Origin of the sequence: Pseudomonas capeferrum (assembly GCF_000731675.1) — a bacterium.
Lineage (GTDB): Bacteria > Pseudomonadota > Gammaproteobacteria > Pseudomonadales > Pseudomonadaceae > Aquipseudomonas > Aquipseudomonas capeferrum.
Genome location: NZ_JMIT01000001.1, coordinates 239,592 through 266,136 on the forward strand (window position 1 = coordinate 239,592; position 26,545 = coordinate 266,136).

Consider the following 26,545-nt stretch of genomic DNA (forward strand, 5'->3'; position numbering starts at 1 on the left):
ATGGGTGCTCTGACGAAAGCTGAGATGGCCGAAAGGCTGTACGAGGAGCTGGGGCTTAACAAGCGTGAGGCCAAGGAGTTGGTCGAGCTGTTTTTCGAAGAAATTCGGCACGCACTTGAAGAGAACGAGCAGGTCAAGCTGTCCGGTTTCGGCAACTTTGACCTTCGCGACAAACGCCAGCGGCCGGGCCGCAACCCCAAGACTGGGGAAGAGATCCCGATCACCGCTCGCCGCGTCGTCACCTTTCGTCCAGGGCAGAAGTTGAAGGCCCGGGTTGAGGCCTATGCTGGAACCAAGCAATAACGACGAACTGCCCCCCATACCGGGCAAGCGCTACTTCACCATTGGTGAAGTGAGCGAGCTTTGTGCGGTAAAACCGCACGTGCTGCGGTATTGGGAGCAGGAGTTCCCTCAGCTGAACCCTGTGAAGCGGCGGGGGAATCGGCGGTATTACCAGCGCCAGGATGTGCTGATGATCCGCCAGATTCGGGCGCTGCTTTATGATCAGGGGTTCACCATTGGCGGGGCGCGGTTAAGGCTCTCCAGTGATGAGGTGAAGGATGAGTCAAGCCAGTACAAGCAGCTGATTCGGCAGATGATTGTTGAGTTGGAGGATGTGTTGGTGGTGTTGAAGAAGTGATCTGCTCCGACGAATGGAAATTTTTTGAGAAAAAGCTTTCATTTATCAAAAGGTTAGGGTAGATTCTTCATCGTTCTCAGCAGTATCGAGAATAGAGTCGGGGCGTAGCGCAGCCCGGTAGCGCACTTGCATGGGGTGCAAGGGGTCGAGTGTTCGAATCACTCCGTCCCGACCAATAATCCCAATGACTTAGCCACCTACGGGTGGCTTTTTCATTTCTTCGTGTGGGGACTTTTTCGGGACATCATCCGATTTTCCTCTTCAGTATTGTCAGCACCGGCCCACGCGAGTCCGTTGTTGATACCATGTTCGCAGCCTCAATCAGCTTTCCCAGCTCAGCGCCGGAGTAATGACTGGTGATGCTGCCGTTCTTGTGCCCAAGCAGTGACTTTCGATCTTCTTCAGTAACGCCCGCGGCCCGCAGTCGGCGGCCGAAGGTGTGCTTCAAGTCGTGAATCCTGATCGAGGCGTACCCAGGGTGAGCGGGGCGAAGGTTTTCCTCCTGCCAGAGTTTCGCCGCTCTCACCCGAGCCTTCTTCCAGGCTGAGTCGTTCATCCGGTGCATCGCGGTGCCGTTGTATGGGAAAACCCATTCATTGCTGACCCCGCGCTGCCGCTCAATGATCGACTTGGCCACGCTGTTGAGCACTACCAGGCGCTCGTCGCCATTCTTTACGCCCGACCGGGCGTGTCTCCCGCCGAAGTCAGCGGGGATCAGGAAAACACTGGTCCCAAGTTCCGGCACCGATATCTCCCAATCCCACCTGAGCTTGCACACCTCCTGCTCCCGGCAACCTGTGTTCACCTTGAACAGAGCCATCGTTTGCAGGTGCCCCGGCAATTCGCCAAACAGAATCGACTGCTCCTCCCATGACATCGGGTAGGGCTTCCTGCTCGACTTCTTCTCCTCGAGCTTTTTCAGCATTGGCACGCTGTCCAGCCAAGGCCGCCGATCATCATCACGCCACTTTCTTGCGCAGAGGGTCAGAACCCGAACTGCGCGCTCGATCGCGATGTTGATTGTCCGGTTGCTCACCGCCTTCTCGATGGAACCGTCTGGCAGCACTTTTTCCGTCTGGCGATCCCGGATGAAGGGCTCCAGCGCCTGGTCGTCAATGTGCGTCAGTGGCAAATGCCCGAGGTATGGGTGTAGCTGCTTCATGCACAATGCGGTGAGGTGAATTGATGGCTGATCCTTGACCTCAAGGAGGTAGCGCATTGCCGCTTCCTCGAATGTCCGTATCTGCCGTACGCCGTAAACCTTCTGCTGACGCAGCTTTTCCAGCTTATGGATCAGGTACTGCTCTGCCTCTTCCCGGTCACCAGTTCCAGTACTTTCTCGAATTCGCTCCCCTTTGTAGACTTTGTCGATTTGCCAGACACCGCCCTTCTCGTAGAGGCCGGTGATCGTTTTTCGCGCCATGTATCATCTCCTCGGCGCTCGCTGCGGGGCCGATTGTTGTCCTGTCCGGTGGCTTTTTCAATTGCCCTGGCTTCGATGTAGGCGTCAGCCCACTCGTCGAGCTCCTGGCGGTCGAAGGCTACGCCCTGTTTTCCGATAGGGAATTCACGCACGTTCGGCCTGACCGTCTTGTTGAACTCATCCCGACACATGCCGAGATACCCAGGCGCATCGCCAAACCGGATGAACCGCGGCTGAATGCTTGAAGGCTTTGCTGCTGTGGCATTCGCCATGTGGGTCTCCACGCCGCCGGTGGCGGCAGGTTGGTGGTCAGTTCGTGGCCTGGGCGATGGTCTGTTCGAACCGTGACGCCAACTCAGCGTTGACCTCGGCTTTAGCCAGGCTGTCAGCGGTACCCTTGGCTCGATGCAGGGTTTCGTACTTGCGCAACTGGGCTGCGGCAGAGGTCAGGTCGTCCAGCAGCAGGGGCGCCGAGGCGATCAACTTGGCGTTTGCCCGGCGCAGGTCTCGGCCGAGTTCCGCAGGGCCGATCTCGGTGAAGGTCACGCAGTCGCCGCAGTCAGCGATCATCCAGCCGTCAGAGGGGAGTGCTTTCACGCCATCGCCGCTGTCGGCGCCGAGACCGGTGAAAACCTCGGTTTCGTTCAGGACTTCCCATGGGCCGGGCGTGTATTTGTGATTCGTCATGGCAATAGCTCTCCATGCCCGCGCATGTCGGCGGGCTTGGGTTATGGGGATTTGATCTTTGCTTTAGGTTGGAATAGCGTTTTAATGCGCCCCTCACCTTACGAAGAGGGATCTTGAAGTGAATGATTGGGTGGATTTTTTCGAGGATTTTCCGGAGTACGACAATTCCGATCCTAGTAGCAAAAAAAAGGGGCCGGCTTTGGATAGGGAGCAGGTCCAGCACAGGAAGAAAGAGAGGGACGAAGTTCAAGCAATGCTTGATGCCGCTCTTCTTCTGAATCCTCTAAAGAAAGGAAGTTAGTTCGAGCTCATGCGGCCGCACTTATGTGTTGCGGCCGCGACCAGTTCCTTAGGCACCTGGACGGTATCGCCAAGCTTGGCCTGCGCTATTGCTTGGCAGGCGGCAGTGAGGGTGCTCGGGCCGCCACCGCTTGGAAAGACCTCCTGGCCGCTGGCCTTGCACACGTACGCGCACCAGTGTTCTCCGGTTGGGCTTCGGCTGAAGCCGCTACCGTTGAAGCTCGTTTGAACGCGGTGCTTATCGATCAATGGCCCGCCCAGCGCCCAGTCTTCCCAAGGGTTGAAGCGCTTGATGTGCTCGGTCACCGTGGCGCGGTACCGGGCAAACACGCGCCAGGGGTTGCCGTACTCTGGCGGGGCCAGGAACACATCCAGGCCTTCCGCCTTGCCCACGGCCCACCCCAGGGCCTCGCCCACCAGGTCTGCCGTCTTCACTTCGATCAGGTCGGTCATGGCAGAAGCTCCGCCGGCACTTCGAAGAACTGAAGCTGGCCTTTGAACGGGGTGAATGGCAAAGGCTTCGGATCGCGCAGCACGAAGCCCTTGGCGCCCGTATACCAGGGCGAGTCGCTGTGATCGACGCTATCGATCAGTTCGACTGAGCCGACGATGCCACCGCGCTGAAGATCTTCCATCATCGGGAGCCCCCTCAAGACTTCAAAGCTTGCAGCGCCACTGACTACCTCAAGGGCAGCCATGTAATCGGCCTTGGTCATCCCCTTGGATGCGTGCACCAAGAACCGACCACGGAACTTTGTATGCCAGGTTCGATTCTCGACGTCCTTGCCGCCATGAATGATTAGCCAGGCCCATGGCTGCTTGATTGATAGTGCTTTCACAGCTCATACCTCTCATCAATCCAGCGCCCAGGCGCCAGTGCGGGCGTAGGTTCGGGTTGTGTTTCGAGCGGGGAGCGCTGGCGCTCGTTGCCGGCCTGCAGCTGGCTGTCGGGGATGCAGCTGATACCGCCGGGCGAGCTGAAGCCGTACAGCCAGCAGGTCGCGCCGCGCTCATCGTCATGGAACACGCGGACGCCATGCGGCAGCGGGTCTGCGCTGGCGCCGGTGGCCAGCAGCAGGAGGCAGAGGGCGAGGCGGGTCATTCCTGGGCCTCCAAGCGTTCATGGGCAACCATATCGATGAAGGCCTGCGGCAGCACGACCGCCTCATGACCCGGAGACCAAGACAATGGCGGGCACTTGCGGATCATCTCGTTGAGCAGTTCGAACGCTGCAAGCAGCTGGTCGTCGTTGATCTCGCCATCTTCTGGCAGGTCATCACAGAAGTGGTCGCCTGGATCGATCTCGCTGGGGTAGTTCGGCGTGCAGAAGACCAGTCTCAGGTCGGTCAGATCGATCTCATGCTCGATCAGGTAGTCGCGCAGCTCTTCCTCGTCGAAGAAGTACCGGTCGCCGTCGTATTCAGTGATCGCTTCGCCGGCCCATACGCGCTTCGGCATGGCTGCGAATTTGGCTGCCCGGCTCTCTGTGTGACAGACCGCGCACCACCCGTTAGTGGCATGAATTGGATGGTCAGGTTTTTTGGCGCAGCGCCGATGTGTCGACCCGCAGTAGCGGGCCATGTGCTCGTCCTTGCCCCAGAACCGGCCGGAAGGATCGACCCATCCGGTAACGGTCTGAATGCTGGCGGCTTCGGGGGATTCGTACATCACGACTTTTTCTTCGCGCACGGGGATTCCTTGGCCGCCATATGGCGGCAGTGAATAGAGGGGAGAGGGGTTACAGAATGGGAAGGGTTACTGCTTTCACTCCAGGGCGGCGCGGGCCTGCCATGCCTCCCATGCGGGCTGGTATGAGCCGCCGCCTTCATAATCAAAGCGTTCGTCGACGTAGCAGTTATCCGCCTCAAGGAACCTGACGCCGCCCGGGACTGGGAATTCTTTTTCGAACTCATCGCGCTCAACCGGCGCGCTCGGCTCTGCGCTGGCGGACAGGGCGGCCAGCTTCTGCCGGTATTCGATCTGATCGTCGAAGCTGACGATGCCGCGGTTGATCATTTCCAAGCCCAGCTGCAGCAGTGCGCTCTGCTCTGCCAGCTGGGCGCGATAGACCGAGCAGTTGTCCAGGGCGTTCTGCAGGTTCTCGGCAACATGCATCTTGAGTCGACGCTGCTTCTCTACCTCTTCGCGCAGCCGCTCAACCTCGCCAGGATCGGCGTGAGCGAATAGTGGTGTGACCTCCACTTCCCCAGGCTTCCACGGGTCGCCTACCTTGCTGCCATATTGGAGCCACTTCGCGCCTTCGGATTTGCACAGATACGCCACCGGCTCGCCCTGCGCTGCGTGGGTGTAGAGCGGAACCATGCCAGGCTCTGGTTCGGCCCACATCCATTCATGCAGATAGATACCGCCAAGACGCCCAAAAGACTTTAAGTTCTCAAATGACCTGGGGTCTGCGTAGGCAACCGGCTCGCCCTGGTGCTGATCGGCTGGCTTGGCCAGGATGGTGCGAAACTCTCGAGCCATGGTGCAACGGTTGTCTTCCTGCAGCAGCTTTTCCGCTTGCTCGATGGTTTCACGCGGCACGCTGACCATCTCGGTGTTGCTGGATCGGGTTTCTGTGGGCATGGGGATACCTCGCCGGTATATTCGGCGCTCATCAAAAGGAGTTCTAGAAAATGCATTTGCAACCCGAAGATTGCTGTGCCTCAGCTATGAATGAAGTTGACAAGGAGGGTGTAACCTCGTTGTTTGAGCATTACGGGACTGAAGAGCAAGGTGTGTTCTTGGTTACAGGCTACAAGTGCAAGACCTGCTCTCAGAAATGGGAGCGCTTTGTAGAGACGCAAGATCCTGACGAAGTGAGGTGGGACGCAGTTTTCTAAAGCGCCATTTCTACTTGGGCTTCCCTGCACCAGATCGGCGAACTGTTGTGCGCTTCGATCCGGTCAGCGATCACGCTGGCGCGCTGACCTGCCGATGGCGGGGTGTACATGCCGAACCGGCTGATGCTGCCGCCGTTCACTGCGGCGTTCGTGCTGTCAGCCGATGCCAGCGGCAGGCTCTGGAAAATCGCGGGGTCAAGCATGCGCAGGCCATGCAGGCGGCAAATTGGGCGGCCATGGTCGTCGCAGATGGCATCCATCGCCGAGCCCATGCGCTTCCACCAGGCTGCAGTGCCGGGTGATCGCCACTGTCCAGAACTGCCCAGGGCGACAGTTCGCCAGGCCTTTGCCAGGCGCTCCAGCCGCTCGATCGGCTCATGCATGTGCCAGACCGGCACGCCCGGCAGGTGGCCAGGCCATTGCTCGAGCAAGCGGTCGTTGGCTTCTTCGTCTCCGTCGATCACATCAGGGATCAATGCCCAGTCGAAGCCAGGGTGCCGGTGCCAGTCGTCCACCCAGCGCATGTAGCCGTGCACGTCCACCTGGCCGCCTTTCTTCCAGACCGTGAACGCTCCGTTGTCAAAGACGAAGGACTGGCATGCTTCGGCGACGATGCCCATGTCGTCCTGCCGCGGGAACGGCACCAAGGCGTGCCGGCCAGCCAGCAGCCTTGCTGCATCTTGCCGCGTACCGCCTATCGGCGTGCCGTGGTAATGGATCATCAAATTCCCCTTACGCGGCTTTGCTCTGGCGCTCTGCGGCACGCCAAGGGTCGTTGGCGCGGGCTAAGGCAGCCATTGGTGGCGGGCTAACGCTATTGCCACACATGTGCACCTGTTCGGTTTTGGTGAACGGCTTGCCGTCGGCGCCCTTATCGATGATGTAGCTGGCGGGGAAGCCTTGGGCGCGGTAGAGCTCGTGCGGCTGCAGCATCCGCAGGCAGATGTCGACGATCACATACGGCGTTCCCCTCACGAACACGGTGACCAGGCCCAGGCGATCCTTGGTGGTCACTGTCGGCGCTGGGGCATCGCATGCGCTGGTGTTCTCCGTCCCGTAGTAGCTGATCAGGAACGCGGCGACGCGCAGGGCGCCTTCCTCGTGCTCCGGTGATAGCTTGTACTCGACCAGGGCGTGATGCTCGGCACCGGCGGTCATGGTCGGTACCGGCTCATTTACCGTACGGCCTACGCAGTTGCGACGCAGCGTGGCCAGGCTGGCCGTCACCAGGCGCTGCTGGCTGCCAGTGTTGGTCACCGTGGTCAGTGGCTCGTCCGCGCCCTTGGCTGGCGTGGTGTTGAATCCGCCGTTGGCCTGCTCGATGAAGGCGGTGCACATTCCCATCGCGTGGGCTGCACCTGCTGGCCGCTTGTAGTTACCGCCACTGGTGACTGTGGGTACCGGATCGGTGACGGCCGAACCCTCGCTGTTGAAGCGGAACTTCACCAGGTGCGCGGATGCCAGTGCGTGCTTAACGCCGCCCGCGACGACTGTTCCCAACGGCTGATCCAGGCCAGGTGCTCGTGGCTGCTGACCCTCACGCTCACCGTATCCGGTCTGTACCAGGGTTGGGCTGGCCATCGCGAACGAACCGCCTCGTGGCCAGGAGGTAACTGTGCGCAGCGGCTCCTCTGCCGACTGGGCTAGCTCGCCCGACCAGTTGGCTATCGGCACGATGAAGGGCTGCGGGTTGTCCAGCACGAACTTCTTCATGCCCTTGGCTACCCGGCGCAACGTGGCGGCCGCGAGGTCTTTCTTCCGACCGAAAATGCTTTTGCTCGGCACGCTCCAGTCGATGCAGTCGGCGGCGGTGCGCCACTTCTGCTGGCCCTTGGTTGGGTTCTTGGCGTGGGTGGGCTCCGGCCACACGATCGGTTGTCCGTCGCAGCGGGCGATCATGAAGAGGCGTTCCCGGCTGGTTGGCGCACCGAAGTCACAGGCCTTGATGATTCGCCATTCCACCTGGTAACCGATTCCTTCGAGCAACTGCACGAACCGACGCCAGGTGATGCCGCGGCGTTTCGGGTCGGGCACAAGGAACTGCTGCTGCACCGGCACACGCTCGCCAACGGCGGCCACGGTGCCGTCCAACTTCATCACCCGCCCAGTGGCCTTGTCGCGCTTGGCGATCAGCGGGCCCCACTGCAGGATCTGCTTCACGTTCTCCAGGCTGATCACGCGGGGCGCCTTCTTGCCGGCCCACTTCAAGCCGATCCACGACAAGTTGCGAATCTCGCGTTTGCGCGGCTGGCCGCCAGCGGCCTGGCTGTGGTGAGTGCAGTCCGGGCTCATGTGGAACCATCCCACGGCACGACCCTGGCATTCCTCGTCCGGGTCGCCCTCGAAAACATCGGTGGTGAAGTGGCGCGCAGCCGGGTGGTTGGCGGTGTGCATGCTGATGGCCGCAGGGCTGTGGTTCTTGGCCACGGTCACCGGTCGGCCCAAGCCCATTTCCAGCCCGGTACCGGCGCCGCCGCCACCGCAGAAGAAGTCGACCACGATCTCGTCGTCTTGCGGATCGAAGCCAAGGCCGTACTGGGTTTTGAAGTCGAGCGGGTTCTTTTTCTGAAATGCAGACATGGGCGGTCCTCGCCGGGGTGGCGTGATTCGTTGAAGTGGGTTAAATGTGAGCGGCTAGATATCGAGCCGATCCCGGGAGTTCTGATGCTTACAACGATGTTGACCCTTATCGCTGCAGCTGTTGCAGCCTATTCGGCTGTGCTCAAGACGAAGCATGAGAAGCTTTGGGCTGAACGCTATGACAAGACTGGCCAAGCCCTCATCCGAGCCAACCTGATCGTTCGATTTCTGCAAAGCCGGTCCAACGAATATGAGGTTGATGGGCTGACTGTGTACGAAAAGAAGGTGCTCGCGGAAAACTGGCCCGTTGCACGCCATGAGTTAGAGCGCGACATGGTGTTAATACAAATCCTATTCAACGAGGCAGATTCGCAGCAGGTCCAGGACTGCTGGTTTGAGCTTCAGAAGGAACTCTTTGGACTGCTAGAGGAAGGCTCTTCGCACGATGCACATCTTTACGTGGCAAAAGCATTGCCTAAGGCTGAAGCGCTAGAGACCTCATTGATTGAGTTAGGTCGCCGCCGCTGCGTGGAGCCATTCTTCCAGCAATGGTGGACGGTATTTGCCGAGTGGCGCGATGTCAGGAGTAAGAAGTAGGAGCCAAGTTATCGGCTTCTGAATAGGGGAAGGCGCTGGCGGGCAGCGCCGGAGGATCAGGCTCGATTCAGGAACTCCTGGCACCTGCAGTTGAGGTCCTGGCAATGGCTCTGGCCAACCCAGTCAGGCATCTGGTCGCCTTCATATCGAACCTGCGTGGAGTGGATGAACCCGCTTCGATGCACGCCCCTGATGAATCTACGGCGGTCAGCCTCGTTATCCGGCCGCTCAGGCTGATCCCAGCGGCTCATGACGATGCGTCCGCACGCTGTCTTTCCGTGGTCCATGCGGCCCATCGGCGTCTGGTTATCGCTCATGGCTTTCTCCGTGCATGGTTTGTTTATGCGCTGTCTAGCAGCAGCAAGCCTTTATCGTCAGGGTCTGCGCCAAGCCTGATGTCTGGCGCACGAAGCTCGCGCTGAATGCGCCACTCGTAGAGCCTGCGCGCCACGGAATTGCTGATAATGAAATCGTGGCGCGGAGGAAGCGCCAGAAGCATGAGGGCCTGAATCGGCCCTAGTGCATGGGCGCGCCCTATCAGCAGGCGGACGATGAAGCTCAGGTCGGTGGCATTGATCCACTCGCCCATTTCATCGATCTGCTGGATGGTGCCGCGCCTTGCCATGAGTCTGATTTCAGTTCGATCTGCCTTGATGTGCTGATCGCTTTCGATCTCAAGGTGGGCGACGGCGGCGAAGTACGGGAACTTCGAACGACCAAGCTTGTGGGCGTTGTAGATCAGCAAGGTGAGCGCTTCGCCGCTTTCCTCAATCTCGCCCCAGGACATCAGGTCAGCAAGCTGGCTGGCGTGGGTGGAGGTCACCTTCAAGCGCAAATCCTGCTCGCCCAGGCGTTCCTGCTTCTCGCGCCGGCGCTCATCACGCTGCTGCTGCGTCAGAGCCATCATCGCCTCCATTGCGCACAAAGGTGGTGCCCTGCCCGATGTCTAGCAGGTCGCACACCCGGTTGATGATCTTGAGCGCTGCGTCGAACACCTTCGCATCGTCCGGCTCTCGGGCCAGGCGCTTCATGTTCGGCTGGTGCTCAAGGCAGACTTTGTCGACCAGGCGCCGGGCCAGCCTGCGCAGGTGGTCGGTGCTGTCGTGGAAGCGCAGGCTCAACGCGAAAGCCATGGCCACATCATCAGGCCGGTACTGGCCGCCGCTGCGGGTGTTGTACAGCTTCTTCACCGGCCGATTCATCCAGGCCGGCAGGGTTACGACTCCAGAGGGTGCTTTCTGCATGTCTGTGCTCCGTGAGGCCGCTGGGCGGCAGGTGGAACTGTTCTTGCCGCCGGCGCTGGCGAACCTGATTTTTCAAACTGGACCGTCGCATCGCTTCCCCTCAACCTTCGGGTATTCGACGCCGAATAGGTGGATGACCCGGCAGAATTTTCGGTCAGAGATGCCAAGCTTGGCCTTGGCCTGGGCTCGGTTTAGGCCTGCATCACGAAGCTCGGCGATCTTGGCGGCAAGAGCTTTGTCCTCGGCGGGGTCTGCATAGACCCTGTTCTTTTCGCCACGGAAACGGCGAGGGTCGGGCTGGAACGCAAACCCTCCGTCCTGGGCGGCGCGGTAAAGTGTGGTTTGTGCCAGACCGGTTCGCTCCATAGCTTGGGCGTAGGTCATGGTCTTGGCCATTTCCCGAAGCTCGGCAAGCTGCTTCTGCCGTTTCAGAGCCTTCTGGCTCGGCGGCTTTGGCTGGGTAGCTCGTACCTGTTCAAGGTCGCGGTGCGGGCGGTGCGGTGCGTACTGGAAGCCGTCGAGAACGATGATGCTGCCTCCAGAGGCCAAGAAGGCCGCTTGTGCGGCCTCCAGGTCGATTGATGGGTTCATACTGCCCCCTATGCTGCGATGCCGAGCACCCGATTCATGCGCTCGTCGAGGATTTCGTAGAAGGTTTTCACGCGCTCAGAGAGCTTGCGGATCATCGCTTCGTCCCGGTAGGCGCGCTTCACGAACAGCGGCATGCCCGGCCAGTAGCAGATGAAGTCGATCCACTCGCGCTCGGACACCCACAGGCCGCCCTGGCACTGCGCTACGTGCTCTTTCGGGATCTCGCCGCCCAGGATCACGTCGACCTGCAGCTTCGGCAGCTTGGTTTTGATCTCGGTCAGGCCCTTTTCGCCTACCAGGGCATCTGGCGAGTAGCCGATGCCGTGATTGAGGATGATCCCCACCTCGGTCGTTTCGACCTCTTCGCTGTCGCGGTAGAGGTTGCGTGCAACGCACTCCAGTTCATGGCCGCGCTCGGTATGCCGATTTCCGCTGAACGGGTCCGCCGCTTCACCGGTGATGCGTTCGCCGATCAGCGTGTTCATGTAGGTGAAGGCGCCGGTGCCGAATCCGGCCTCGCCCTTGCCGTTCACCAGCAGGCAGTCCAGCTCGCTGCAGGTGATGATGCCTAGGCGCAGGTCCAGCCAGGCCTGGGTGCCTTGTTCGATGTCACTGACTATCTGCATTTGCAGCCTCCGCAGCCTTGATGGCCTTGTTCAGTTGCGCGACCAGAATGTCGTGGCGGCCCTTCGGCACGCATTCGGCCGAGCCGTATTCGCCAATGAACCAGTCGCGGGTCGTCTGTGTGCAGCGGTCGAGCAGGGCGCTGATGCCGGCCGCCTGAACGCTGGTGACATTCGCCGTCGGCACGGCTGCATGGCCATCGTCGTCCTCGCCCCGGGTGGTGAGGTTGAGCAGGGCGCTCATGACGTAGCGCTTGCCATAGCTGGTAGACGATCCGACTGCCTGGACAGCGTTCTTGCTGCCGCTGGTGTCGAGCGGCAGCAGCATGGTGGTGCTTTCACGGTGGCCGGCGCGGTGCATCAGGATGCCGGTGACGCTCATGCCGCCCGGCGTGTTCTCGACCTTGAAGGTGATCGCGAACCCGTGGGCCTGCATGATGGGCTTGATGACGTCGTTGATGTCCTCAAATGTTGCATAGTCGCTGCGCTTCTGGCCGTTCACTACGATGGCGCCGCGCTCGGCAATGCTCGGGATGTCGCTCTGCATGGCAGCCATGGCCGCGTTGAATTCAGCCTCGGCGTCGCGGGCTTGCATGCGCTCGTGCATCGCCATCAGGCGCTCAAGCTTGTCGATGTCGCAGGTTGGGTCGGTGGCCGCCCGGCTGATTACGGCGAGGATGCTGCTGTCTGCCTGCGCGGGCGCGGCCACCTGGCGGCGCTGCTCCGGCACAATGATCGTGCTGCTCATGGTGGGTGCCTCAGTAGGAAATGGCGATGTTCGGGATCTTGCGCTGTGCGATCAGGGTGATCGCTTGCTTGGCGCATTCCTCTGTCATGCCGCCGGCGACAAAGGCCTCCAGGGCGGCGCGGTTGATGCTGGCGCGGTGTGCCTTATCGCGCTCGCGGGCCTCTTGCTGGCGAAGGATCTCGGCTGCTGCTGCATCGGCGCGGCGGCGTTCTTCCTGGCGAGCCTGCTCGGCGGCTTCCTCCTCCCGGCGGGCAGCGTCCTGGCGTTCTTGCTCCATCCGTTGCTCGGCGGCAACTCGGTCAGCCTCGGCCTGAATCCGCCCCCGCTCGGCTTGCTCGGCCTGCAGCTTGAGCTGAAGGCGCTGGTTCTCGGCTTCGCGCTCCTGCGCAGCAGCTTGGTCAATCAGCTCCTGCTCGCGGCGGGCGGCGGCTTCTCGCGCCTCCTGCTGTTCCTGAGCCACGCGCTGGCGTTCCAGCTCGACAGCGGCTTCCTGTGCCACCCGGATGCGGTCTTGTTCGGCGCGCTCTTCTGCTTCGCGGCGCAGGCGGGCCAGTTCGGCTTGCTCCGCCTCGAACTGCTCGCGCTTCTGGAGCGCTGCCCGCAAGCTGGTCAGCACCTTATCCTTGGTGTTTGCCGCTTCTGCCTCGAATTCCTCCCAGTGAGCCCCCAGTTGCATGCCTTCGGCTTCGGCAATAAGGCCTTTGAGTTGCAGGGAGTTCAGTTCGCCCAGGTCGTCTGCTAGCGTCTTCAGCCAGTTCAGGCGGTCGTTGTGGCGGTCGATGCGCGCATCCTCGGTGGCCTGCCAGTCATCCAGAGGTTTGCGCACCTCCTTCTGCCAGGATTCAAGAATGTCCCAAACCCGCTTGCGCTCAGCATCGATGCGGGCTGGCACCTTCTTCTGCTCGGCAGACAGCTCCTTGCCCTTGTTTTCGATTGCAGTCTTGGTGCGTGCAACCTCATAGGCCATCGACGCAATTTCTTTGCGGCCTTTGACCGTTTTCAGGTCCGGCACAACTGCCAAGAACTCGTCGATCTTGACGCGGATCTGCTGCAGCCAAGGCTCAAGGCCCTTTTCAGCGCTATACACCGCCAGGGCTGTTTCCTGCGGAGGAGCGACGATCAGTTCTTTTTCTGCGGACATGCGTTTCTCCCGCGCCATCCATGCGGTGGGCGCTGATTAAGTGGTTACTGTGTGATGGTGCCGGCCAGGGCGCTCAGGAGGAGCCAGCCGGTGCAGAAGGTGAGGGCGATGAAGCTGCCGCGCCAGGTGGCGAATCGGCGGGCACGCTGGTAGCTCGTCATGGCTGAAGGCTCCTCAGCTTTTCCTCCCGCGCCTTGATTGCGCAGTCGGCGTGCTGGGTCCGCCACCCGCCTTGGTAGCGTTCGAAGTGGCCTGCACCTTTGGCAACATGGCCGCCGCAGCGGTAGCAGGTGCCAGGGAATCGGTTCCTCATGCCCGAACCTCATACCCGACCGTCCACTCGCCGCACATCCACCAACTGCGGGTGACTGCCTCGGGATTCTCGATGAAGGCTTCAGCTGCAGCCCTCTTCGCGTCGAACAGAGTCGGGCCCTTGAACAGCATCAGGACGCGGTCGGCCGGCATAGCCTGAGCCTCGGGCAGTTCGGCGATCTGCTCGTCGATGAGCGTGGTGATGGGTGGCGTGGTCATGTTGCCTCCTGCTTGCGGTAGCCCTTGTCGAAGATCTCGGCGCAAATGCGCCGTGTCTCGCTGGCGTTGCTGTGCGACAGGCCTTGGTACATTTCGTCGATCAGACGCTTCCTGTCTTCAGCAGCTTTCTGCTCGGCGCTCAACTGCTCGGCTGTCCTAGCTGGCCGGAAGCGCTTGAACTCCGACGAATCAGCAAGCTCTTGGAGCTTTGGCACGAACTCTTGACCGGATGGGTCGCGGAGCACCACGCGATCAGTGCCCACATACATGACCAGCGAGTTGACCCAGTTGGCATTGATGTCGAGGCGCTCGACTATTTCTCCAGCCGAGGGCAGGCCCTCGCCACTCCACTCGGGGCGCTTGATCAGCGGGCGATGGCAGTCTTCGATGCGCAGGCCGTACGCGGTATACAGCGGCACTGTCCACCCACGCTTGTTGTTGAACAGCAAAAGCGCCTCACCAACCTCGCGCAGGAAGTTCTGGTCCACAGGGTCAAAGTGGGTTGCCTCAGGGCAACGAGCCCAATCAATCTTGCTCACGCGACCTCCTTGCGCCCATCAACGATCTTGTTGAGGCGCCCGCAGTAGTGGTTGAACTCTTCGATGGTGATGCGCTGGTCGGCCAGCATTTCAGTGAGGAGCTTGAGGACCATGGCCTGCCAGGACAGTGGCGTCTCAGGGTGAGCCATGGCCTCAAGCTCTTCGTCGATCAGGACGTGAGGGCTTTTCATTGAGCCTCCTCGGCCTGGGCCAGAACTCCTTCTTTGGCGACGGGTTCCAGAAGATCGCGGGCCAGCTGCTCGAACAGCTTGGCTGGGTCACGAACCGACAAGATCTCGATAGCCGAAATCTTGGCGTCTCCCTGGGTGCCTATCGTGGTGTCCAGCAGCAGGCGACCAAGCACCGTGTTGCTGCCGCTTCCGCTCAGCTCGCACATGGCGTGCTCATCGACTGCCAGAGCCAGCCGATCGAAGGTGACGCCGACCTGCTTGCCCTTAAGCGGGAACAGGTAGTCCCGGCGTGCCAGAAGCTCGGCAACGCCGTTGTCGATCCAGATGCGCACAGCTTCCTCATCGGCGCTTTCACTCACCGCCGGAGGCAACTGCTCATCGTAATGCCATTGTTCTGCTCGAAGTGCGCCCATGGTCGCCTCCAGGTGGTGGGTTCAGTCGGTGTATGCGATGTACTTGAAGCGGCCATTGCCGAATTGCTCGAAGCGGCCGCCGAAGGTGCCAATGACCTCGCGCTCAACCTCCTCGCGGGTCATGTGCGGTGGATATACCCCTTCCTTGATCATCGAGAAGTGGGTGTGAGGCACGAACCGCCAATCGACCTTGCTAGGGTCCAGCGGGCGCGGCTCTGGCGGCTGCCATGGCTTGCCCTTGTATGCCTCAGGCGCTGGCGGCGGGTCTTCCGACTCTTCCCAGCCACAAGCCTCGCAGTAGCCGCGTGGCGCGGTGCATGCCCCGCAGGGTGGGTTGATATGGCAGCAGCAGTTCTGCACATCGTGCGATTCGATGACGCCCTCGCAGCCGTCACGGCCGCAGGTATCGCCCTCGCAATATCCGAGTTCGCTCATGTTCGTTTGCTCGCGCGGCAACCGCATTGGTCGGGCGCCAGGCGCAGTGACCAAACTGGGCGTGAAAAGCCAGCCTGGCACCCGCCAATGCGGTCTAAGTGAAGGGAAGGGGTGCAGGCGGTGAGCGCTACCTCACATGCATCTGGTCTGGCCGGTTAGGCCCCGGATTCGCCTGCGTGTACGTCTATTAAGGTTTACTGTGGTGCGCCTTAACTTGCATAAGGCTCACGGTGATGCGCTTTAAATCGATGAAAACTGCATCGGTGATCCACATTCCGGGGCAAACCGGGTGACCGGACGCCTCACCAAAGGGCGAGGCGCTACCCAGGCTCACAATTCGCGGCGATCAACTCGCGTTCAATGTGGATCACCGATGCAGCCTGCGATGGGGAGCAGGGCATCGGGCAGTTAACGTCAGGCTGACGTGGCGCTGGCTGACTTTGCCGTGGCGCTTGCTTGCTGCTCTACCAGCTTGCCGATGAGCACTTTCCGATCTTCCAGCGACAGGCTCCATGCTGCGTAGTAGATGCCTTCGTCGATAGTGCCGTCGTACTCCATGGTGGAGTTCGGATCCCAGAGCTTGTACTTGATGCGGTTGGTTGGCCGCTTTGCCATCGCCTTGCCCTCCAGGACGGTTGATTTATCCGTGGTTGGCGAATTCGCCGTGTAGCTTTTTGCGTAAAGCGCACGCCGCACGGTCCGCCTCGTGCACATCATCGAACAAGCCGCCGTGATGAACTTGGTAGTTCAGACAGACCTGAACGTGCCACTTCCCTTGGCGCTTGTTCCAGCTGACGTTCTTGAAGCCGGACGTGTTATGCGCACGCTTGCCTTGGTTGTGGTTGTTTTGCTGGTGGGTGCATTCGCGCAAATTCTGCCAAGCGTTGTCGTCAGTCTTGCCGTTGATATGGTCTATCTCGGCAGTCGGCCACTCACCCGTCATGTAGAACCATGCGAGCCGGTGAACCCGGTAGTTGTGCGGGGGTATCCACGTTGACAGATACCCTTTCCGATCTGGCTTACCCATGACGTAACCGTCAGACGCGCGAGTGAAAACACCGGTCTCTGGGTCGTAATGAGCGAACTGAAGAAGTTCTGCGTGAGTGATTCGACTCATATCTACTCCTGCTTTCCACGAGACCCTGTCGCCAAGGTCACCTGGAGAGCATCCGGCCCAGTCAAAGGGCCGGAAATCTCGTTTTCTAAAGAGCTTGTTCAGGTCGGGTCCGCTTGATGCTTTCGCCTAGCGGGGCCTGGATCGGCATTTCGCTGCCGTCTGCTATCTGGCGTGTCCAGATGGTGTGAGGCTTGAGGGCCTCCGCAGTCCCTGTTCGGTGACTGCTTGAGGTGAAATTTAGCCTCACGCTAAAATTACGTCAATAGCTCAGAGCTAAATTATTTTCGCTGGGCGACAAATTACCTCGGAGCGAAAATTTTCCGTCTAGGGCTTTACGGTGGATTTAGCAGTGAGATATGCTTTCCTAAAGCACTGTACGAATATACAGCAGTCAAGGAGGGAGAATGTCCAAGCAGAAGAAGTCCACCCCCAAGCCGCGCCAGGAAATGAGCGGAGTTGAGCGGCTAGGGCTCCGCGTATCGTCGATGATTAATCACCCTCTGGCGCAGACACAGCGCTGGGTGACGATCCATCGCCTGGACACGGATGGCGACATGGAATGGGAGGAGGTGATGGGGCTGTTAGCCGAGACGCCAGAGCTTGACCTGACCTTCAATGACGATGAGAGCGTGACGGTGCGATGGGAGCTGCAGAGCGCCGAGGATCGCGACGACTTGGTCGTAGAGAAGGATTGGGAGGAGGAGAAGCTGGAGGAGGGGGCACCTTTCTGATGGGCAAAAAAGCCCGCATAAGGGCGGGCTCTTTGCTACAGATGCTGATCTTTCAGCTTGTCAGGGAAACTATTCGTTTTCCAAGTTCCTCAAATACTTCATCAAAACGATCTCGGCTTTCGATCATTGTTAGCTCTGCATGCCCAAAGACTTTGCCTACAGTTTTAATCTCTTCATCGGTTAGCGCGAAAACTGGTTTGGAGAGTTGCTGGCTGATAGCAATGAGCGAGTTAAAGTCTGGGATGTGAGCTAGATCGTACGCGCTCAAGCCGGTTCCCTCCAGTTGCTTTTGAACTTCCGCTCTCGGAATAATGCAGTCAATCTTTTCAAGCGTTGGGGCCAGCTTGATATCGATGGCGTTTCGTATTTTATTAATCCAGGCGTCGAAAGATTTGGCTGGCTTATCATTTCTAGGGCGATAGCGCTGCTGTATTGCGCCCATAAATTTTGGCTTATTTTTAATAGGGAATGACTTGCTGTCGAAGCCGTTGTCTTCTTTGAAGCGAGTTATTTCCCTATGCCATTTTTTGATATTTTTTTCGAGCGAGCCTATGGCCTGTAAGCAGAAGTAGTCTGGTGATGCAGGAACTATGAAGTAATCGCTGGACATTAAGATTACCTCGTTCAGTCCTCCAACGTTCGGGCTTAGATCATACAGGACGTAATCTGCTCCGGAGGATTTCGCAATTTCTTGTAGCACTAGCGGAAGGTTACCTGGGATGTTGCGAGTTGCTGGAATTCCGGATGCGATTTTTAAGGATACACTAATTTGCGCATCAAGGTCTGCAACATCAAGGTGGCCAGGTAACAACGTTAAATTTGGATGGCCAGTAGAGGTTAGCTGCCCTTTGTCGTTTTTTATGAATTCTGCTGGAGATATGCCGTTAATCAAAGCCTCTACAATTGGTTGCATTGTGAGGTTGGAGCGGCTCTCGTAGAAAGCTTCCATTTCGTCATCATTGATAGACGTGTATCCCATTACCAATCCAGTGAGATTGCTCTGGGAGTCTAAATCAACGATAAGCACCTTGTGGCCCAGCCTTGCTAAGCTCCAGCCGAGGTTAAAAGTGGTAGTTGTCTTGCTAACGCCACCTTTATGGTTGAAGAGACAAATTGATTTAGTTGCCATGTTATGCTCGAAAGGTTGTATGAATTTAATTTTTAATCTGTGTGTTACTGTAGCATAAATTTATTCGCTTTGAGAGCGAGCGATCATTCCGGCCAGTCTACTCTCGGAATAGCAACTGGCACAGTATAGGAACATTGATGCTAATTGGAGTATAGAGATATCGCCTCAGCTGCCAGTTGGGCTTGCTGAGGGCCATGACTACACCAGGTGCGCATTCCATACCAGCAACACCCTGGCCTGAATGTAGGTCTCTTCCCTGCGGATCATCCGATCCTTGTGCTTCGGGTTGTCAGAGATCATCTCGAAGTACTCTTCGTCCGCGATCTGCAGCCGCTTGATGTACTCGTGGCCGCCCCAGGAGAAGTAGTAGATCCCATCCCCTACGAAATCGCGGATGCTGACGTCGACGATGAGCGGATCGCGGTTCTTGATCGTGGGGGCCATCGACTGGCCTCGACCGGTGACCAACTTCAGGTGGAAGTGCTCCTTGAACTCGATACCCAGCTCGCGCAGGTGAGTGGGGCTCACCCTCACGTCCTGCAGCATCTCAGGGAAATCGTGAGTGGTTTCCCCATCGCCCATGGCCCCGCGCACGTCGTAGTGCGCAATCCAGACCTCGTCACCCACTAGGCCAGGCCGGGTGAAATCGCCCGTCACAACCCCATTATCGCGCGCGGTTTCGGCATCTTCGGGTTCTTCGGCGGCAGCCAGGAGCCTTTGGCGGGTTTCTTCAGAAATACCTCTCCCGCTTTTGGCGAGCATCTGTTTAACGAGATCGGCAGCAGACATAACTGGTTCGGCCGCCGGCTCGAATCCATTGAGGTTCGAGTTCGGAATAGCGTCATCCAGTGTTATCGAATCGAACCAGCCGCGAGGCAGGCCCTCGATGCCCTCAATTCTCCGGGCTACATCATCGCCTAGGTTCTTTGCCGTCTTGTCCGAAAGGATCTGACTCAGATGCGCAGGAGCCATCCCCCAGCGCTCGGCGCAGGACCCTTTCCTCTGACTGCCAATCAGCCTGACCAGGTTGTGCTTGCGAATTTCGTAGATATCCATGCCGCGAAGAATGCCAGCGTTTAGCTCGATGCTAAATGTGCGCAAGGCTAAATTCCTCTTGCTCGAACATTAGCCATGAGCTAAATTTCGCAGTATGTGTAAGGAGAACCCACATGAATGATCACCTCCGTGAATGGTTGGCCACCGCCACCAACGATCGCCGGCGGGATGTAGCAGCCGCAGCGAAGACCACTGTCGGCCATCTCTGGCAGCTCGCAGGTGGTCATCGGAAGGCTTCTGTCGATCTTGCTGAACGCCTGCAAGACGCATCCAACGGCGAAATCACCATCGCCGGACTGCGCCCAGACCTCATTCCGTTTGCACGCAAAGCGCTGAAGGGCGCTGCGTAACCAATTCCATAGCCGCAAGGAGCCACCAAAGCATGTACGCCAACCCCAAGCACCTGCATGACCGCGAGATCAAGGTCCGGGTCGATGAGGACACTTTCAACCTGATACAGGCATTAGCCGCGTATCACCGCACCCAGCGCGCCGTGCTGTGCCGCGAACTGCTGGAAGCGCAGCTTGCTGCCCTGGCTTCGGAGAATACCGGCGATCAAACCGCAGCCTGAAGGCCGCGAGGAGGCCCTATGCCGACCGAACAATTCGGTCTGGACCCGGGATCGATGGATTTGCTTGAGCGAGAGGCGCGAAAGCGGGGGATCACCCCGGAAGCGCTAGCAGCGGAGCTGATTGATCGAGAGCTGGCCAGCCGAACGAAACCTCGAAACGCGAGGGGAGCGGTTCTTCCGTTCCAGCGCAAGGCCTGAACAGGCCCTGATAAGCCCGAATTACGGACACAAAAAAGCCGGGTGGCACCCCGGCTCTCTGCAACACAAAACTCTGAAGGGAATTATGCATATGCAGACCCAAAGTGTACAGGCCCTCAACCGGCCCGCGCCACAAAATGCGAACCACGATTTCGTGGCGCGGACTCCAATCGTGGCCATTGTCGACGGTGAAGCGGTGACCACCACCGGTACCATCGCCCACGAAACCGGAAATGAGCACGCCAGCGTGATTGCCTTGGTTCGCAAGTACCAGGCCGACTTCAGCGAGTTCGGAGGGGTGCGATTCCAAATCGAACCCTTCGAGACTGCAGGAGGCATGCAGTCCCGCGAAATAGCGCTGATGAACGAGCAGCAGGCGACCTTGCTGCTTACCTACATGCGCAACACGGCCATCGTCCGTGAGTTCAAAAAGCGTCTGGTCAAAGAATTCTGGCGCCTCGCCAAGGCAGAGCCGCCCGCGCCCGCCGACCTGAGCAAGCTGGAAATCCTTCAGATGGCCTTGGAGTCGGAGAAGGCCCGCGTACTGCTCACCGTCCAGGTCGAGGCCCAGGCCAAGAAGATCGACCACCTGGAGAACCTGTTCAAGGAAGGCGAGACGGCAGCGCAGTTCTGCAAGCAGCTGAATGGCATCAACGTCATGCAGGTGAACGCCTACCTGAAGGAGAAGAACTGGCTTTTCACTGAGGGGCGGTCCGGCACTCGCTGGCGCGTCACTTCCTATGCTCGCGACCGCTACATGACTGAGCACCACAACGAGATCACGCCGCATGGCAAAGAGGCGTTCATCGCCTACACGCCGATTCTGCTACGAAAGGGTGCAGCACGCCTCTACGACCTCTACCTGGCCGGCGAGCTGCCCATGAAGAAGAACTGGGACGGCCTGCACACCCACGACAAGGCCGTGCGGGGTGCAGCATGAGCATCTACCAAATGACAGATGCCCAGTTATTGAAGTTGGCAGCCACAGCATTCGATGACGCCAATCTCATCGAAAGCAGCATGGGTGCTGGCTGGACCTACTGGATCGGCTTCTGCGAAGAGCTGCACTGCGATGTGACGCGCACTTGGGACCCACTGCAAGACGACGGCGACGCACTGCGCCTGGTAGTGAAACTGAGGCTTCAGGTAGTCATGCACTCCAACTGGGTCGAGGTTCTCCAAGACGGTATCCGTATGGCCAATGCAACCAGTGAGTATTTCGCCGGCTGCATGTTCGCTACCACACGCGCAGCCATCACGCGCGCCGCTGCCGAGTCTCAACTTCGGCAAGACGAGGACCCCGGCCAATGACCGACATCCCGCGTCAATTCAAGGGCGTCTGGATCCCTGCCGAGGTCTGGCTTGATCACTCCCTGTCGATCACCGAGAAGGTGATGATGGTTGAGATCGGTAGCCTGCAAGACCCTGTGCGCGGCTGCTACGCCAGCAATAGCCACTTCGCCAGGTTCTTCGGCCTGTCGAGTTCCCGCGTGTCAGAGATCATCAGTGCTCTGTCGGCCAAGGGCCTTTTGCGGGTGGAGCTGATCCGTGATGGCCGCCAGGTTGTCGAGCGCCGCGTGCGCCTTTCGAACCTATTCGGAAAGTCGAATACCTATTCGGAAAACCCGGCGACCCTATTCGGAAAAGGCGGTGACCCCTATTCGGAAAAGGCGGAGGAGAGTAATACAAAGAGCAACAGTACAACTGAGGGTGAGCGCGCGGCCGCCAAGGCGTCCTCGACCGCTTCGCGCAAGTCTTCGAAGTTCGACCCTCTGACTGCCTGCCCTACCAACGTAACCCCCTCCGTATGGGCCGACTGGTGCCAGCACCGCAAAGAGATCGGCAAGCGCCTGACCAAGACCACCTGCGACCGCCAAGCCAAGACCTTGGCCGGACACCACGCACCTGACGCCGTGATCAACCAGTCCATCAGCAACGGCTGGACCGGCCTGTTCCCGGAGAAGGTGCTGCCGGGTGCACAGCAGGGCCAGCGGCGCCACACCAACGAACCTGACTTCAACGACTCAACCTGGGCCGAAGGGCTGATGGTGCGCCCATGAAATCAGCAAACCAACTGATGGCTGCGATGCAGAACCGTCCGCCGGAGCTTCATGGTGGGCCGTTGGTGGTCTCGCTCGAAACCGCCGAGGTGGTGAACGACCTTTTCCGTCGGCTGCGCGGGATCTTCCCGGCCTGGCGCCAAGCGTGGCCATCCACCGAAGCCCTGGCCGCTGCCAAGGAGGAGTGGATCAAGGAGTTTGCCTCCGAGGGCATCCGCACGCTCGAGCAGATCGAGTTCGGTATCGAGAAGTGCCGCAAGCTCAAGAAGCCCTTTGCGCCGAGCGTGGGCGAGTTCATCGCCATGTGCCAGCCGACGCCTGAGGATTTCGGTATGCCTGCTCCTGCGGATGCATGGATCGAGGCACTGATGGGCATGTACAGCCACGACGGCGTGAAGATCGCCGCCGTGGCCACCGGTCTGTTCGACCTGCGCTCCGCCCAGCAGAACGACAAGGGGCTACTGGCCCGCTTCGATCGTGCCTACCAGATCGTCCTGCGCCGCGCTCAGGAAGGCGAACCGCTAGCCGGGAGGATTGCCACGGGCATCGGCCACGACAGCCAGAAAAGCCTGCTGGAGCTCGCAGACGAGCACGCCGCCCAGCGCCAGGTGCGTCTGCTGGAAGTCCAGCAAATTCCCAGTGGTGCAGCCGCGTGCCGTGCACACCTGCTGGCCAAGTTGAACATCAAGCGCGCCGGGCAGCCGGCCGGGTAGGGGGTGTGAGCATGGAAGATCGTGAATTGATTGAGCTAGCGGCGAAGGCGGCAGGAATGCCGGGCGGCTTTGGAAAGGTGTTGATGATTCTCGGGTCAGAAGTTGATTTGACCGGAGTTTGGTATGTGGATGCCGACCAATCCCAGGTATGGCAACCGCTCGTCGACGACGGCGAGGCAATGCGCCTGGCTCACACCCTCGAGCTCACCGTGAGCTTTGGCGAAGACTTCACCGGCGTTTACTGGAAAGGCCCTGTCCTGATAGGCCTCTCAGAATTATGCCCCCGCCGCGCCATCGTCCGCGCCGCCGCCGAGATCGGCAAAGCCATGCAGGAGAAGCACTGATGGACACCAACAAGATGCGCGACATCAGTCGTGGGCAGTTTGAAGCAAAGTTCCCAGTGCCTGCCGGCGTGGCTTGGAAGGAAAGCATCGGGATGTACGAGGTCGTTGATGTTTGGAGCTTGAAAAACATCCACACCATCGGCGAACAAAACGCCCGCTGGGAAGGCTGGCTGGCCAGCCGCGAGGTCGTGGTGGTGGACGTTGGTGATATGGAATGGGCTCATGTCGATGAAGTAATCGCCGCCATCGAGGCCCAGGGCCTGAAGGTGGCGCCATGAAGCGCGCTGTAGGCGTTATTGGTCTGTTGGTGTCTTGCGCCGCCGCTGGGCTGTTCTTTTCCGATGCGCATGCCTGGGGGCTGGTTTTTTTAGGGGCTGCGTACGCCAATCTCAAAATCATGCAGAGGGTCTGGCCATGAACATCAACCACACGAAGCTTAGGGCCCTCGCCGAGGGCCCGACTGTAGGTGATTGGCGCTACGGGCCTGGTGATGGTGACGACGAAAACCCGATTGTCTTCGTTGATCTTCCAACATCCTCTGGCGTGGGCATCTCCATTCTGTTCGAGTCCGACTGGGCTACCGACACGGACGCTGCGTTCGTTGCCGAGGCCTCACCACAGGTCGTCCTGAGTCTTCTGGCCGAGAACGAAAAGATGCGCAGCTTCCTGGCAGAAGTCAGTAGAACCTCTGGCGACAAGTGGGCCGTCATGGCAGCGCGCAACCTGCTGAAGGAGTTTGGCCATGACTGAGAAGATCAGCGTCAACAGCCAGGCCAAGCTCTCCGAGGCCATCACCATGCTCACCCGCCTGTTCCGCGACAAGAAATTCGTCGTGGTCAGCATGCGCCCGGGCAAGGACCGCACACTGGATCAAAACGCACTGTGGTTCGCCATGTACGAACGTATCGCCAAGAGCACCGAGATGGGCGACATCGAGGACGTGCGTCGTTACTGCAAGCTGCACCTGGGCGTGCCGATCATGCGCGCCGGCTGCGCTGAGTTCCGCGCCGGCTGGGCTGAGTCGTTCATCCACCTGGACTACGACGTGAAGCTGCGCCTGATGGGGCCGTGCGCCATGTTCGGGCCGGATGGGTTCCCGGTTACGCGGTTGTTCGACCGGGCCCAGGGCTGCCAGTACACGGACCGCATCGTGGCCGAGTTCGCGCCGCAGGGGGTGTTCTTTGGTGACCTGCTGAGTGAGGAGGCGGCATGACATTGGCCAAGGAGATCAAGCCGAAGAAGTGCAAGGCACCAGGTTGCGGCAAGCCCTTCAAACCAGCCATGACCACGCAGAAGGTGTGCAGCATCGCCTGTGCGCTGGCGATGTCGAAGGATTCGAAGGTGCAGAAGGTGGCGGCCCAGGCCATTACCAAGCAGGCACGCCAGGACCTCCAGGAACGCCGCGAGAAGTTGAAAACGAAGGGGGAGCACCTACGGGAGGCGCAACAGGCGTTCAACGCATACATCCGCGAGAGAGATCGTTTGGCGGGTTATGCATGCATCTCCAGCGGGCGACCGCTCGACTGGAACGGCAACGCCGTAGATGCCGGTCACTATCGCAGCACGGGTGCCGCCCCGCACCTGCGCTTCGACGAGAACAACTGCCACGCACAGTCGAAGCACGACAACCGATACCTATCCGGGAACGTGGCGGACTACCGGATCGGCCTCATCAAGCGCATTGGCCTGGAAGCTGTAGAGACCCTGGAAAGGGACCAATCAGTCCGGCGCTACACCATCGAAGACCTGCAGGCCATCAAGGCCCTGTACAGGCAGAAGCTCAAAGACCTGAGGAGGGCTGCAGCATGACACCAGCATGGGGATTCCTGATTTTGGCCACCCTCATGGTGGTGGGTGGTGTGGCGTTGTCCTGGGCGGGCGCAGTGCGCCGCAAGCGCTGCTACGAAGAATTCATTTTGAGCGAGGCCAAGCGGGCAGGGGGTGGGCAATGAACTATCAGAACGTGGTATCGGCAGTGGTTCGCGCTCTGGCGGCGGAAACGATCAACAGCGCGGGAGGGTGTGACTTCGAGCCGAAGGTTCAAGCGGCCAAGCAGAAGGGCGCCATCGTGGGCAAGGAGGCTGCATTCCTCTTCGACTGCATGGTGTTCAGCCGGCTTCATAAAAACCTCGCATCGGAGCACTGGCGGCACCTGGTGGCGAAGTACTCGACGCACGTCGACAGGAAGCATGCAGCGATCGAGGAAATCACTCGTTCTCATCGCTCGCCGGCGCCAGAGCGTTTCCGCCACTGCGCGATCCTGACCTGGGCCATGCCCAAGCTGCCAGGTGTGGACGGTAAGCGCAGTACCAGCGTCCTGCCAGCCGCCTGGTACGAGATGGACAACTGGAGCAACGAGCCGCACCCGATCAAGACTCAGGAGCGCTGGAGGCGCGATATCCGCAAGGCTCTGGAGCGCGAAGTAGACGCCGCTTTGGTCGAGGCCCAGCACATTCTCGACCATGAAGGCCTTTTGGTGGCAAATGTCGCTTGACGGCGAGTGAGCCAATGAGCCAATATGCGCCCATCCTGTCATTCCTGCGCGTTTAGGAGTGACCAATAGCTTCGGGGGAAGACTGGTTCGATTCCAGTGGCTATGCCGGCTTTCCGGATGGCGGGTTTGTTTGCTCTGGCTGTAGCAGTTTCTGCAGTTCCTCAAATAGATTCGCTGATCGCAGCAGTTACGTCTGCGAAGGAGGTTAGCTTTATGATGAAAGACGTCTTGGATTTGCTGGTTACACCGGTTTCTCAAGGTTTGTCCGCCGTCTGGTATAGCTGCGTTGCTGCTGGTGCAATTCCTCTTTCCACACGAGCCTGAGCGGCTCACCCAAACCCGGCCAGGCGCCGGGTTTTTATTGCCCGAATAGGGCCTCAAGAGTCCCGGCCACGCGCCGGGATTTTTGTTCCAGCAAGAAACGCAACTGCAGCCAGGGCAGGCCCTAACAGGACAGCCTGGACACTGCTAGCCGGTAGCGTGGTGTACGGAAAAACACCGGCAGCCCGCGCATCCACTCCCTCACTATGCAGGTGGATGGCGCGAGACTGGACCGGCGAGACTGGTGCATCAGGGTGCCAGCGCTGGAATGGTCTTCGGCGGACA

General features: G+C 59.5%; 45 protein-coding genes and 1 tRNA gene. 20 read left to right on the top strand and 26 right to left on the bottom strand.

What is annotated here, in order from left to right:
* The 3 genes from ihfA to PC358_RS01235 all read left to right on the top strand — a co-directional run bounded on the left by ihfA (window position 1) and on the right by PC358_RS01235 (window position 815).
* Window positions 1-303, top strand: coding sequence for an integration host factor subunit alpha (gene ihfA, locus PC358_RS01225; protein ID WP_033696948.1), 303 nt, complete (start codon window positions 1-3; stop codon window positions 301-303).
* Entirely contained in the window at window positions 284-640 is a 357-nt protein-coding gene (locus PC358_RS01230; protein ID WP_033696949.1) for a MerR family transcriptional regulator, read from the top strand. Before ihfA ends, PC358_RS01230 begins: the two co-directional genes overlap by 20 nt.
* A gap of 98 nt (window positions 641-738) precedes the next feature.
* Window positions 739-815, top strand: a tRNA-Pro gene (locus PC358_RS01235).
* A gap of 69 nt (window positions 816-884) precedes the next feature.
* Here the strand turns inward: PC358_RS01235 and PC358_RS01240 are convergent.
* The 10 genes from PC358_RS01240 to PC358_RS01290 form a co-directional block, all read right to left on the bottom strand.
* Window positions 885-2,048, bottom strand: coding sequence for a tyrosine-type recombinase/integrase (locus tag PC358_RS01240; protein ID WP_241380829.1), 1,164 nt, complete (start codon window positions 2,046-2,048; stop codon window positions 885-887).
* Window positions 1,934-2,335 carry a hypothetical protein gene (locus PC358_RS28035; RefSeq protein WP_238347530.1) on the bottom strand — a complete coding sequence of 134 codons (402 nt, stop codon included), beginning with the start codon at window positions 2,333-2,335 and terminating at the stop codon, window positions 1,934-1,936. Before PC358_RS28035 ends, PC358_RS01240 begins: the two co-directional genes overlap by 115 nt.
* Window positions 2,336-2,372: 37 nt before the next feature.
* Entirely contained in the window at window positions 2,373-2,750 is a 378-nt protein-coding gene (locus tag PC358_RS27525) for a hypothetical protein (RefSeq protein WP_033696951.1), read from the bottom strand.
* A 297-nt stretch (window positions 2,751-3,047) separates the two neighbouring features.
* Window positions 3,048-3,503: a DUF2591 domain-containing protein gene (locus PC358_RS01255; RefSeq protein ID WP_050506023.1), complete on the bottom strand. Its 456-nt coding sequence runs from the start codon at window positions 3,501-3,503 to the stop codon at window positions 3,048-3,050.
* Complete coding sequence (locus PC358_RS01260; RefSeq protein WP_033696953.1) at window positions 3,500-3,889, bottom strand: ASCH domain-containing protein; 390 nt, start codon at window positions 3,887-3,889, stop codon at window positions 3,500-3,502. The genes PC358_RS01255 and PC358_RS01260 overlap by 4 nt, the downstream gene beginning before the upstream one ends.
* Window positions 3,886-4,152, bottom strand: coding sequence for a hypothetical protein (locus PC358_RS01265; RefSeq protein ID WP_033696954.1), 267 nt, complete (start codon window positions 4,150-4,152; stop codon window positions 3,886-3,888). Before PC358_RS01265 ends, PC358_RS01260 begins: the two co-directional genes overlap by 4 nt.
* Window positions 4,149-4,739: a hypothetical protein gene (locus tag PC358_RS01270; RefSeq protein ID WP_050506024.1), complete on the bottom strand. Its 591-nt coding sequence runs from the start codon at window positions 4,737-4,739 to the stop codon at window positions 4,149-4,151. Before PC358_RS01270 ends, PC358_RS01265 begins: the two co-directional genes overlap by 4 nt.
* Before the next feature lie 75 nt (window positions 4,740-4,814).
* Entirely contained in the window at window positions 4,815-5,636 is an 822-nt protein-coding gene (locus tag PC358_RS01275) for a hypothetical protein (RefSeq protein WP_033696955.1), read from the bottom strand.
* A gap of 253 nt (window positions 5,637-5,889) precedes the next feature.
* Window positions 5,890-6,615, bottom strand: coding sequence for a hypothetical protein (locus PC358_RS01285; RefSeq protein WP_033696957.1), 726 nt, complete (start codon window positions 6,613-6,615; stop codon window positions 5,890-5,892).
* 10 nt (window positions 6,616-6,625) lie between these two features.
* On the bottom strand, window positions 6,626-8,473 hold the full coding sequence (locus PC358_RS01290; protein ID WP_033696958.1) for a DNA cytosine methyltransferase: 1,848 nt from the start codon (window positions 8,471-8,473) through the stop codon (window positions 6,626-6,628).
* 84 nt (window positions 8,474-8,557) lie between these two features.
* Between PC358_RS01290 and PC358_RS01295 the strand changes: the two genes are divergently transcribed.
* Window positions 8,558-9,070: a hypothetical protein gene (locus PC358_RS01295; RefSeq protein WP_033696959.1), complete on the top strand. Its 513-nt coding sequence runs from the start codon at window positions 8,558-8,560 to the stop codon at window positions 9,068-9,070.
* Between the two features lie 56 nt (window positions 9,071-9,126).
* Here PC358_RS01295 and PC358_RS01300 read toward each other — a convergent pair whose 3' ends face one another.
* From PC358_RS01300 to PC358_RS01365, 14 genes are all read right to left on the bottom strand, one after another.
* Window positions 9,127-9,387, bottom strand: a complete 261-nt coding sequence (locus PC358_RS01300; protein WP_033696960.1) for a hypothetical protein — start codon at window positions 9,385-9,387, stop codon at window positions 9,127-9,129.
* Window positions 9,388-9,410: 23 nt separating this feature from the next.
* A complete protein-coding gene (locus tag PC358_RS27530; protein ID WP_081874696.1) occupies window positions 9,411-9,974 on the bottom strand; it encodes a hypothetical protein in 564 nt (187 codons plus the stop codon).
* Window positions 9,949-10,314 (bottom strand): DUF7740 domain-containing protein, encoded by a 366-nt coding sequence (locus PC358_RS01310; protein ID WP_033696962.1) that lies wholly within the window; start codon window positions 10,312-10,314, stop codon window positions 9,949-9,951. Before PC358_RS01310 ends, PC358_RS27530 begins: the two co-directional genes overlap by 26 nt.
* A 72-nt stretch (window positions 10,315-10,386) precedes the next feature.
* Window positions 10,387-10,905 (bottom strand): hypothetical protein, encoded by a 519-nt coding sequence (locus PC358_RS01315; RefSeq protein ID WP_050506025.1) that lies wholly within the window; start codon window positions 10,903-10,905, stop codon window positions 10,387-10,389.
* Between the two features lie 8 nt (window positions 10,906-10,913).
* Complete coding sequence (locus tag PC358_RS01320; RefSeq protein WP_033696963.1) at window positions 10,914-11,531, bottom strand: lambda exonuclease family protein; 618 nt, start codon at window positions 11,529-11,531, stop codon at window positions 10,914-10,916.
* Entirely contained in the window at window positions 11,515-12,276 is a 762-nt protein-coding gene (locus PC358_RS01325; RefSeq protein WP_033696964.1) for an ERF family protein, read from the bottom strand. Before PC358_RS01325 ends, PC358_RS01320 begins: the two co-directional genes overlap by 17 nt.
* Before the next feature lie 10 nt (window positions 12,277-12,286).
* Window positions 12,287-13,417 carry a coiled-coil domain-containing protein gene (locus PC358_RS01330; RefSeq protein WP_033696966.1) on the bottom strand — a complete coding sequence of 377 codons (1,131 nt, stop codon included), beginning with the start codon at window positions 13,415-13,417 and terminating at the stop codon, window positions 12,287-12,289.
* A 309-nt stretch (window positions 13,418-13,726) separates the two neighbouring features.
* Window positions 13,727-13,948 (bottom strand): hypothetical protein, encoded by a 222-nt coding sequence (locus tag PC358_RS01335; RefSeq protein WP_033696967.1) that lies wholly within the window; start codon window positions 13,946-13,948, stop codon window positions 13,727-13,729.
* On the bottom strand, window positions 13,945-14,487 hold the full coding sequence (locus tag PC358_RS01340) for a hypothetical protein (RefSeq protein ID WP_033696968.1): 543 nt from the start codon (window positions 14,485-14,487) through the stop codon (window positions 13,945-13,947). Before PC358_RS01340 ends, PC358_RS01335 begins: the two co-directional genes overlap by 4 nt.
* Window positions 14,484-14,678, bottom strand: a complete 195-nt coding sequence (locus PC358_RS01345; protein ID WP_014859727.1) for a hypothetical protein — start codon at window positions 14,676-14,678, stop codon at window positions 14,484-14,486. The genes PC358_RS01340 and PC358_RS01345 overlap by 4 nt, the downstream gene beginning before the upstream one ends.
* On the bottom strand, window positions 14,675-15,091 hold the full coding sequence (locus PC358_RS01350; protein WP_033696970.1) for a hypothetical protein: 417 nt from the start codon (window positions 15,089-15,091) through the stop codon (window positions 14,675-14,677). The genes PC358_RS01345 and PC358_RS01350 overlap by 4 nt, the downstream gene beginning before the upstream one ends.
* A 21-nt stretch (window positions 15,092-15,112) precedes the next feature.
* Window positions 15,113-15,526 carry a hypothetical protein gene (locus PC358_RS01355; RefSeq protein WP_033699946.1) on the bottom strand — a complete coding sequence of 138 codons (414 nt, stop codon included), beginning with the start codon at window positions 15,524-15,526 and terminating at the stop codon, window positions 15,113-15,115.
* Between the two features lie 414 nt (window positions 15,527-15,940).
* Window positions 15,941-16,141, bottom strand: coding sequence for a hypothetical protein (locus PC358_RS01360; RefSeq protein ID WP_033696972.1), 201 nt, complete (start codon window positions 16,139-16,141; stop codon window positions 15,941-15,943).
* A 25-nt stretch (window positions 16,142-16,166) separates the two neighbouring features.
* Window positions 16,167-16,643 carry an HNH endonuclease gene (locus tag PC358_RS01365; RefSeq protein ID WP_033696973.1) on the bottom strand — a complete coding sequence of 159 codons (477 nt, stop codon included), beginning with the start codon at window positions 16,641-16,643 and terminating at the stop codon, window positions 16,167-16,169.
* Window positions 16,644-17,047: 404 nt separating this feature from the next.
* On the opposite strand from PC358_RS01365, the gene PC358_RS01370 reads away from it, so the two are divergent.
* Window positions 17,048-17,374, top strand: coding sequence for a DUF1654 domain-containing protein (locus tag PC358_RS01370; RefSeq protein WP_033696975.1), 327 nt, complete (start codon window positions 17,048-17,050; stop codon window positions 17,372-17,374).
* Window positions 17,375-17,426: 52 nt separating this feature from the next.
* Here the strand turns inward: PC358_RS01370 and PC358_RS01375 are convergent, their stop codons facing one another.
* A complete protein-coding gene (locus PC358_RS01375; RefSeq protein ID WP_033696976.1) occupies window positions 17,427-18,503 on the bottom strand; it encodes a ParA family protein in 1,077 nt (358 codons plus the stop codon).
* Window positions 18,504-18,701: 198 nt separating this feature from the next.
* Window positions 18,702-19,559 (bottom strand): S24 family peptidase, encoded by an 858-nt coding sequence (locus PC358_RS01380; protein ID WP_033699948.1) that lies wholly within the window; start codon window positions 19,557-19,559, stop codon window positions 18,702-18,704.
* A gap of 113 nt (window positions 19,560-19,672) precedes the next feature.
* Here PC358_RS01380 and PC358_RS01385 point away from each other — a divergent pair, with 113 nt between their 5' ends.
* From PC358_RS01385 to PC358_RS01455, 15 genes are all read left to right on the top strand, one after another.
* Complete coding sequence (locus tag PC358_RS01385) at window positions 19,673-19,909, top strand: helix-turn-helix domain-containing protein (RefSeq protein WP_033696977.1); 237 nt, start codon at window positions 19,673-19,675, stop codon at window positions 19,907-19,909.
* A 32-nt stretch (window positions 19,910-19,941) separates the two neighbouring features.
* The gene (locus tag PC358_RS01390) at window positions 19,942-20,130 is read left to right on the top strand and encodes a hypothetical protein (protein ID WP_004573832.1); all 189 of its coding nucleotides are present in this window, start codon (window positions 19,942-19,944) and stop codon (window positions 20,128-20,130) included.
* Between the two features lie 18 nt (window positions 20,131-20,148).
* The gene (locus PC358_RS01395) at window positions 20,149-20,328 is read left to right on the top strand and encodes a hypothetical protein (protein WP_033696979.1); all 180 of its coding nucleotides are present in this window, start codon (window positions 20,149-20,151) and stop codon (window positions 20,326-20,328) included.
* A gap of 85 nt (window positions 20,329-20,413) precedes the next feature.
* On the top strand, window positions 20,414-21,268 hold the full coding sequence (locus PC358_RS01400; RefSeq protein ID WP_033696980.1) for a Rha family transcriptional regulator: 855 nt from the start codon (window positions 20,414-20,416) through the stop codon (window positions 21,266-21,268).
* Window positions 21,265-21,639: a hypothetical protein gene (locus PC358_RS26615; RefSeq protein ID WP_050506026.1), complete on the top strand. Its 375-nt coding sequence runs from the start codon at window positions 21,265-21,267 to the stop codon at window positions 21,637-21,639. The genes PC358_RS01400 and PC358_RS26615 overlap by 4 nt, the downstream gene beginning before the upstream one ends.
* Window positions 21,636-22,388 (top strand): helix-turn-helix domain-containing protein, encoded by a 753-nt coding sequence (locus PC358_RS28040; protein ID WP_241380828.1) that lies wholly within the window; start codon window positions 21,636-21,638, stop codon window positions 22,386-22,388. Before PC358_RS26615 ends, PC358_RS28040 begins: the two co-directional genes overlap by 4 nt.
* A complete protein-coding gene (locus tag PC358_RS01420; RefSeq protein WP_033696981.1) occupies window positions 22,385-23,101 on the top strand; it encodes a replication protein P in 717 nt (238 codons plus the stop codon). Before PC358_RS28040 ends, PC358_RS01420 begins: the two co-directional genes overlap by 4 nt.
* Window positions 23,102-23,112: 11 nt before the next feature.
* Window positions 23,113-23,445, top strand: a complete 333-nt coding sequence (locus PC358_RS01430; protein WP_156056731.1) for a hypothetical protein — start codon at window positions 23,113-23,115, stop codon at window positions 23,443-23,445.
* The gene (locus PC358_RS01435) at window positions 23,445-23,723 is read left to right on the top strand and encodes a phiTE_015 family protein (protein WP_033696982.1); all 279 of its coding nucleotides are present in this window, start codon (window positions 23,445-23,447) and stop codon (window positions 23,721-23,723) included. Before PC358_RS01430 ends, PC358_RS01435 begins: the two co-directional genes overlap by 1 nt.
* On the top strand, window positions 23,720-23,863 hold the full coding sequence (locus PC358_RS27830; protein WP_162181143.1) for a hypothetical protein: 144 nt from the start codon (window positions 23,720-23,722) through the stop codon (window positions 23,861-23,863). Before PC358_RS01435 ends, PC358_RS27830 begins: the two co-directional genes overlap by 4 nt.
* Window positions 23,860-24,195 carry an ead/Ea22-like family protein gene (locus PC358_RS01440; RefSeq protein ID WP_033696984.1) on the top strand — a complete coding sequence of 112 codons (336 nt, stop codon included), beginning with the start codon at window positions 23,860-23,862 and terminating at the stop codon, window positions 24,193-24,195. Before PC358_RS27830 ends, PC358_RS01440 begins: the two co-directional genes overlap by 4 nt.
* The gene (locus tag PC358_RS01445) at window positions 24,188-24,658 is read left to right on the top strand and encodes a NinB/YbcN family protein (protein WP_033696985.1); all 471 of its coding nucleotides are present in this window, start codon (window positions 24,188-24,190) and stop codon (window positions 24,656-24,658) included. The genes PC358_RS01440 and PC358_RS01445 overlap by 8 nt, the downstream gene beginning before the upstream one ends.
* Window positions 24,655-25,254 (top strand): recombination protein NinG, encoded by a 600-nt coding sequence (locus PC358_RS01450; protein WP_033696987.1) that lies wholly within the window; start codon window positions 24,655-24,657, stop codon window positions 25,252-25,254. Before PC358_RS01445 ends, PC358_RS01450 begins: the two co-directional genes overlap by 4 nt.
* The gene (locus PC358_RS27875; RefSeq protein WP_167334454.1) at window positions 25,251-25,397 is read left to right on the top strand and encodes a hypothetical protein; all 147 of its coding nucleotides are present in this window, start codon (window positions 25,251-25,253) and stop codon (window positions 25,395-25,397) included. Before PC358_RS01450 ends, PC358_RS27875 begins: the two co-directional genes overlap by 4 nt.
* Window positions 25,394-25,939: a hypothetical protein gene (locus tag PC358_RS01455; RefSeq protein ID WP_033696989.1), complete on the top strand. Its 546-nt coding sequence runs from the start codon at window positions 25,394-25,396 to the stop codon at window positions 25,937-25,939. Before PC358_RS27875 ends, PC358_RS01455 begins: the two co-directional genes overlap by 4 nt.
* Window positions 25,940-26,545 lie beyond the last annotated feature (606 nt).